A 7,231-nucleotide genomic window follows, 5' to 3' on the forward strand; every position below is an offset into this window, starting at 1 on the left:
CTCCCGCCTCACTCATCTCACCACTGCCTTCGCTTCATGGTTACGCACGTCCACCATGACGACCGCTGATCCGGCTGCATATCAGATGGCGCTGCGCACCCATCGATCCGCCTTCCGGATGCGCAGACACGTTTCACACATCCCGAACTTCAAGTTGCAGTGCTCGCGACAGCTCTACTGGGCAGGGTGGCATGCTTCCCGCCAAAGTTGCTGTGACGCCACTTGCTCGTCCTGCGGAACTTCGGCAGTTAGGGAGGATCTGGTGAGATCCTGAGTTGACCAGATGCCACGAAGAGGCTAGCCGCAACTTCCCGGTCTAGCCAACGAGATGTGCTAGTTCGGTCGGGAACAGCCGATCGGAGGTGTCGACGCTGTTGTATCATGGGTTATTTAGCGAGTTGACCACTGGGTTGTGCTGATCCACCTCACGGCGACACGAGCCGCTGATCAGCGCGAACTCGATCGTGGTTGACGTTTGTACAGTCATTTGTGGGCGCCTTGCTTACATCACAACTCGTCCACTGGCGCGACGGGACGATCTTGTCGAATCAGCTCGACTTAGTCACACGAGACTTGTACTTAAGTGCCACTTAACCTATCGGCAGACTGATCACATGGTGCTCATCACATGCAGAGCGCGGGTTAGCTTCGGCGTTGTGAACTTTGGGTCGGGCGGACACATACGGCAAGATTGCCACGATCTTGGCGGGCGGAGGTAACATTCAGGCGTCACTCATGACGTTCACGGGCTTGTCGCTTCAAATACGACCCAGAATCCCGCTCTGGGCTTCAAGGCCCACATACCCTTGCCTCCGTCAGTACGGGGACCGTGTTGACAACAAATAGGTAAGTAGGTTCACCCGCGGCAACTCACCGTCTCCCAATCCACATGTCCGCCCGCTCTGCCTCACCGCTCGTGATGTTGGTCGGCCCTTGGCGTCGATTTCTGCGCCCTTGACTCAGGTCCGCAGCGGCTCGGGATGGACGGCGAGCTGTTCCGTGATCCGCTTGATCGCCCCAGTCGCAGCCGCGAGATCCCGCGCCTCAACGGTATCCGGGTGCCCACCCACATCGCCCATCGAGCACTTCTTCGGTGAGAGACCTACTTCTCATCCACGCCTGGCCAAGGGCACTGACACCCACGGCCGGTCGTGGCGCCCGCTGTCACCGCACAGACTCGTCGGTCGGTCCGCACGAGAACCTCCGTGAAACGAGCTTGGTCGGTCACCGCCGGCACGGCGGGAATCATCGATTGAGCCGTGACTGTAGGTGAGTGGCGATTTCAATTCGGTCGCGTAGGGTATCATCTGGACGGAAAGTGTAGTCCTTTTTCCTGCAGATCTGCTCGCCATGCGCCAGCATCGATCTGCGCGGTGGTGAACCTGTGCGTCGATGGGATCCCGACCAAGCGAAATGAGGAGTTGTGCCGAATCGGCATGCCTTAGGTGGTGAGACCGTCCAACTTGGTCCAGCCCATGTGAGAGGCGTCGACTGTCTACATTGGAGTGACGGATGGTCTGCAAAAGTGCACGATTTCGTGCCCTTGAGCAGCGCAGTTCGTCCGAACTGCGATTCGGAACCTGCGTGGGTCCAAGCTGAGCAACAACTTCGTCTTCCTACTGGAGGTTGGCCTTGAACAAGATGCTCAACGCTGGCGCAGTCATCGGCGCGGTCGCGCTCTGCGCGGCGTTCGCCTCCGGGATGTCGTCCGCGACTGTTCACGGCCGGCTGGAAATCTGCAACGACTCGAGCCGTTTCGTCGAAGTTCGGTTCCCGGAGCGGGACGGCTTTTCCAGCGGGGCTATCGCTCCGCGGCGGTGGAACGGGCCGTGCAAGTCGGTATTCGTCACAGGTCCGAATGCCTGGGAAGAAGCTGCCGTTAGCTACGTGAGCCCGCCTCAGCACATTCTCTCCTTCGGGTACAACCCCACGCGCGGTGCGGCCATCTTCGTGGGAAATGGCGGCTACATCAGGATCTACAACTGATCATGATGAGCATGAAGTGCTGCTGCAGTGGCCAGTGCCGTCAGATGCGACGGCGGTCGCTTAAGGGGTTTCAGGCGGCCGCGGGACATCCCTCTGGGCATTGTTCATGGGTGTTCGTCCAGGCCAGATCCGTGTCTGGGGCGAATCGGAGAAATTGGGGGTGCTGTCGACTACACGGCCCGTTGGTATCCGTCGGCTTCCTGTTAACGGCTATGTGACTCGCCGCGTAGCGGGATGTTTCAAAGGGCAGTGGACATCCTCAGGCGGGAGGCAACCACGACACGGGGAGTCTGTTCCGCCGGAACTTCAGGGTTGTCCAGGTCGGCCCCCATCCTGGGTGATCCAGTCGGCAAGGCTCGTCGCCGCGGCGACAGAGTACAGGTGACAGGTGTGACGCGACATGACCGATGTGGCCGAGCTGATCGAGACCCGTAGGGCGTTTCGCGCGGTTGTCCTCATGGGGCTGGAACTTGACGCCGTGGTTGCGGTTACGCTCGTCGTATCACCGCCTCCGAATAAGCCGGTGCCGTGCTACTTGTGGCCGTGCTTTCGATGCCCAGTTTCTGGGCTGGCGGGTCAGCACTGTGCCGGTTTCGGCTGGAGCTCCACGAATCCTCGCACGGTTGGCTCCTTGTCATGGGCGTCAAGGATTTCGGCGCCGGTCGGACGAAGCCACTGATCAGGATGCAGGGAGGGAACCGCGGTTGTGCGGATTGAGCAGCCGAGACGGCGCCGGTCGGGGAGGGATTGTGCCTTTGCCGTACACGGGATAGCCAAGTTTAGGGTAAACAGATATGAGGCCAGCGAGTACCCAATACGCGCGAAGGCAGACCCCGGACACGGGACTGCATCTTACGAAGCGGTGAGTGCTTCATCGACCATGTCAAAGCGCGCCGGTTGGAACAGCTCGCGCGCGTGCCTAGTGTGAACCGGCTCTGAGCCACAACGGTTTCACGGTTAATGACAGGCTGGGACGTACAGCTAAGTTGTCTGCGGATAGTGATCATGGCCGATGCTGTTGTGCCAGGAACTCCGTTGCCCGTTAACCGCCAGGCCATGCCCCAACTACACGGCATTGGCACTAGTCCGCGATCTGGAAGTCCATCGGTCCAAACTTGTCGACCTGGCTCGCGAGCAGTTCCTAGTGGAAGCTGATCGCTTCCTTGTCGGCTCTGCGGATCGCGCTGATCAGTTCGTTGGACATAACGACCATGTAGAGCAGGTCCAGCAGCCGCTCCGCGCTCCCTTCGTCGCCCCGTTGACGGGCGCCGTTGACGAGCACGCTCAGTAGTTCCTCTGTCGGATCTGGCACCGGCTGATCTCCTGTGTTTGGGCTTGCTCAACGATCGCGCGGTTGTTGGCGGACTACCAGAAATCGTGCACTCGTGTTCCCCAACGAGCACGATTTCGTGTCCCCGGGGTGTGTGGTTGGGCCTCAGGCGGCAGCTGGTCGCAGGACGAGCGCGTTGGGGTGGTCCGGGTTCAATGCCACCTGGCTTAAGTTGATCTTGGCGTGTTGGGGTTGGAGTAAGTAGAACCGGAAGCGGTCGAGGTCGGCGGCGGTGGCGGCTTGGGTGATCAGGCTGGTGATGGCGTGGTGGGTGGTCAGCCAGGCCCAGCTCTCCTGGTATGCGAGCTCGGGTAGCCGGGAGCGTAGGACGCGTCCAGGGCCGCAGAGGTGGGTTTTGGCCTGGTCGCTGCCGGTTTCGTGTTCCCATCGCTGGTGGTAGGCGTCGGCGAGTTCGTCGGCTCGGGCGTGGGCGGGGTCGAGGATGGTGGTGAGCAGGGTGATCACTTCTCCGGTGCCGTTGCCGTCCCGGTCGGGCACGTCGTACTCGATTGCCTGGGCCCACTGGCCGTCGAAGGGGTGGATGGTGTGTCCGGCGCGGGCGGCCGCGGTCACGCGGTCCCGCCGTTCGCGTTTGTGGGTTTCGGGTTGTTCAGCATGGTCAGGTAGGTGCCGTCGGCCAGGAACCGCACCACCGGCAGCTCCAGCTGGGTCGGTGCCCGCCACAGTGACGCCGCGCCCGTGCCCGCGGTGCTCTCCCAGGTGGGCCAGGAGTAGAAGTTGCGGTCCGCGGTCAGCAGCTCGTCGGCGTGCAGCCGGGGATAGAGCCTGCCCGCCAGCGCTTTCTCCCCCTTGTCGTAGGTGCCGATCTCGGCGGCGAGGAAGGCGTGCGTGCCGCACTCGGTCAGCGTCACCACCCGCGCTTTCGGGAACGCCGAGCGGCCCTCACCGGTGCCGGCGTAGCCGAACTCGGCGACGTTGGCCTCGCTGTCGGGCAGGTCTGCCTCGAACCCGTCGATGGCCACCAGCCGCCAGTCCCGCAGCCACGCCCCGCGTGCCCGGCCGGCCGCGAGCATGCCCGCCATCGGTCCGGACTCCGCGCCCGCCGGGCCACAGACCCGCTCGAAGATCTCGCGGAACACCGCCGGGCCCAGCCGTTTGCGGGCCTGGGTGATCGCGCTCGAGGTCGGCGGCGTCCACGAGGCGTCCCAGCAGCCCCACCGATCAAGCGACCCGGTCACCTTGGCCGCGACCTCGGTGTAGTCGTCGTCACCGAACAGGCACAACGCCATCGTCAGATAGGCCACCACATGCGGCGGCAGCTTCCCGTCCGACCTGCCTGCCCCCCGCCCCGCACCGCGATCGCCTCGTCCACCGCGTCCCGCGGCACCGCCGTCACCAGCACACTCAGCGACACCTGATCCGGCAACGCCACACTCGCATCCACGAGCAGCAACCGTGCCAGCGTCCGGCGTGACGATCAGGACACCACGCCGGACCATCCACCCAACACCAAGATCAACTTAAGCCACGTGGCACTAGGTCCAGGCTGTGGGCATCGNTCAGCGACACCTGATCCGGCAACGCCACACTCGCATCCACGAGCAGCAACCGTGCCAGCGTCCGGCGTGACGATCAGGACACCACGCCGGACCATCCACCCAACACCAAGATCAACTTAAGCCACGTGGCACTAGGTCCAGGCTGTGGGCATCGGAATAGCACGTACCCGGCGGTAGGAAACCTCTACGTCCAGCAGTGCCTATGGCCGTAGAGGACGGGAGAGCCGTCATCCGAACGCTCGAAGAAGTTTGTTCGTCCCCGGAGACTTGCTGCGATTCCGTAGTGCGTCGCGTCCGCCGTGTGGAGGTGTCGGGTCGCTAGGCGAAATGCGCTGCGCTCTCAAGCACGGCAGCTTGCTGACCAAGTGGAACTACGACGATTGCCGTATCTCTGAGGTCGTCAGCCAACCGCCGTCGAAGATAAGCAGACGCGGCGAACCCGCCTACCGGAAACATGACAATCGGGTTGCCCGTCCCTGTCGTTGGATTGGTACTGCTGTGACACGCCGTGTTACAAGGACACTGAGGCCTTCCGAGTTGATGTCGGTAACGTTGTGCCGCAGCGGCCAACGATGCGTCAGAAATGAAATCACGCATGAAGCTATTCTCTCGCAGATCAACTTCACAAGGATTCCCCGCTTGATGCGTGTTACACGCCCCGGCCCTGCGGGCATCTGAGAGTACCATTCTGCCTGTCTGCGGTCCCTGTGCGCCGGGCGCGAACGGCGATGCACGCGCAAGAGCGTCCACGCTCCAGGGGCTCACGCGGAAGGCTCGATTATGCAACAAAGGGTAATGGTTGTGACCCTTTCGTTCCATGACCTTTGACTTGCCTCGCGTGCCTACTATCATTCGCCGCATGCGTAACAGATTGTTGGCAATTTTCAAAGTGGCTCGTGTCACGTCCGTTGCTGCCCTGGTTGCAGCGCTCGCCGTAATTGGAGCCGGGTCCGCTTCCGCTCTAGAATCCCGCGGCTATTGTGATGGGGGTGACGGTTCTAGCTATAGTCGCATCGAGTTTACTCTCAACACCGACAGTGCGGGCGTGCAGGGCTTTTCGTTTGCCCTTAATCCTAGACTGTACGATATCAAGCTTGGCGACCGTAGTAATGTGGATATGTCCGTCTACGGCAGGAACACTAGTGGGCAGGTTGTTAAGCTGGGGCAGACCTGGTACAGCGGGGATGACATCAAGAATAAGCAATGGTACAACATCTCGTACCGGATCTCGCGCCCCGGTAACGTCAAGGAAGCCTGGGCCGTCTTCCATGCGATTTTTGATAGGCCAAGGCTCTATGATTTCCAGTGTTGGGGCGAGACGACTCATAGGGTTTGGCTTTGAATCGATGAGACTGCCCACTGATCTGCCATCGTGGAAAACCGTGCGGGAAAGATCTTCCACGCTGAGATTTCCGTTCTGATCTTGGCGGCAACGAGATTAGAGCCGGTCTGGCCGGCAACTGCATTTGCTTGACCGCGTCCATTTGCCAGATAGTCGGCCGGATGGCCTACGAGTTGCGATCGTCGGTCGGTTCGCTGTTCTGCTTCGGGTTTGTCACGTTGGCTTCGATCGGCAGCAGGTGGTCGCACAGCGAACCCGGCCTGATGCTGTCTATGGACACAAGAACAGGTTTTGGCAGTTCTCCGATCAGGGGGCTGGGATCGAATGTCAGCGGCCAGCTGGAATTCCCCCGTGGACGGGCAGTTGTGGCGGCCGTCTGTGCTCACGCTCGCGGCCATCTTCACGGCCGGTGACCAGGCGAGGGTGGATGTCTGACCGCACGGCAGTCGACGCGGCCGCCAAAGCCCAGCCGTGAACGGCCCAGTTGGTAGCAGTTGTGCGCTCGATGATCATGAGTTGGTAGTACTTGCACACACCCAGCCCCGCAGCGAGAGCGCGAACATCAAGGTCGTCATCACTGCCGAAACACGCGGCCCGCAGTTCGTCGAGGGCTGCGGCCCGCGCATACCCCTCAAGGACCAGCGTTGCGCCTAGATCCGCCGCGGCGCCCGTATCGACGATGCCCCGGCTGCTTGATGTCACTCGGCATCCCAGGCCGCCAAGCCGCTTGCGGTGCTCGGCCGCCAAGGCGTCCTGCGCGCCGGGGCGCCTGCCACGGATCACGTGGTTGCGTCGGTGCGTCCTCCACGAGGAATCGAATCATGCGCGGTAACCGCGGCGTGGCCAGATACCTCCCCGTCAACTGGCCGCCAGCGGGGAGATCGAACTGGCCACTGACAATCGAACAGTCTCTGGACTGTAGCGGTACGCGAGGTTGGCTGCTCGGGGAGTGCCGTGTGGCGCTGGAGGAGTGGATCTGACTCTGTGAAATCCCTAGCACCGCCGACGGGTACCGGCGGAGGCAACACCGGCGGCGGGAACACTCGCCGTTAG

The 7,231-nt window shown here is 61.9% G+C and carries 6 protein-coding genes; 2 read left to right on the plus strand and 4 right to left on the minus strand.

The features are described from left to right. The first annotated feature begins 1,632 nt into the window (after nucleotides 1–1,632). The gene (locus LFM09_RS49770; RefSeq protein ID WP_414103676.1) at nucleotides 1,633–1,986 is read left to right on the plus strand and encodes a hypothetical protein; all 354 of its coding nucleotides are present in this window, start codon (nucleotides 1,633–1,635) and stop codon (nucleotides 1,984–1,986) included. A gap of 1,141 nt (nucleotides 1,987–3,127) precedes the next feature. Here LFM09_RS49770 and LFM09_RS49775 read toward each other — a convergent pair. The 3 genes from LFM09_RS49775 to LFM09_RS49785 form a co-directional block, all read right to left on the minus strand. Then, nucleotides 3,128–3,298, minus strand: coding sequence for a hypothetical protein (locus tag LFM09_RS49775; RefSeq protein WP_414103677.1), 171 nt, complete (start codon nucleotides 3,296–3,298; stop codon nucleotides 3,128–3,130). Between the two features lie 123 nt (nucleotides 3,299–3,421). Beyond that, the gene (locus LFM09_RS49780; protein WP_414103678.1) at nucleotides 3,422–3,889 is read right to left on the minus strand and encodes a hypothetical protein; all 468 of its coding nucleotides are present in this window, start codon (nucleotides 3,887–3,889) and stop codon (nucleotides 3,422–3,424) included. Then, entirely contained in the window at nucleotides 3,886–4,776 is an 891-nt protein-coding gene (locus tag LFM09_RS49785; protein WP_414103679.1) for a transposase domain-containing protein, read from the minus strand. The genes LFM09_RS49780 and LFM09_RS49785 overlap by 4 nt, the downstream gene beginning before the upstream one ends. A gap of 919 nt (nucleotides 4,777–5,695) precedes the next feature. Between LFM09_RS49785 and LFM09_RS49790 the strand changes: the two genes are divergently transcribed. Continuing rightward, entirely contained in the window at nucleotides 5,696–6,178 is a 483-nt protein-coding gene (locus LFM09_RS49790; RefSeq protein WP_414103680.1) for a hypothetical protein, read from the plus strand. Nucleotides 6,179–6,505: 327 nt separating this feature from the next. Here the strand turns inward: LFM09_RS49790 and LFM09_RS49795 are convergent, their stop codons facing one another. Further along, on the minus strand, nucleotides 6,506–6,880 hold the full coding sequence (locus LFM09_RS49795) for a hypothetical protein (protein WP_414103681.1): 375 nt from the start codon (nucleotides 6,878–6,880) through the stop codon (nucleotides 6,506–6,508). Nucleotides 6,881–7,231 lie beyond the last annotated feature (351 nt).

Origin of the sequence: Lentzea alba (assembly GCF_047445655.1) — a bacterium.
GTDB classification, from domain to species: domain Bacteria; phylum Actinomycetota; class Actinomycetes; order Mycobacteriales; family Pseudonocardiaceae; genus Lentzea; species Lentzea alba_A.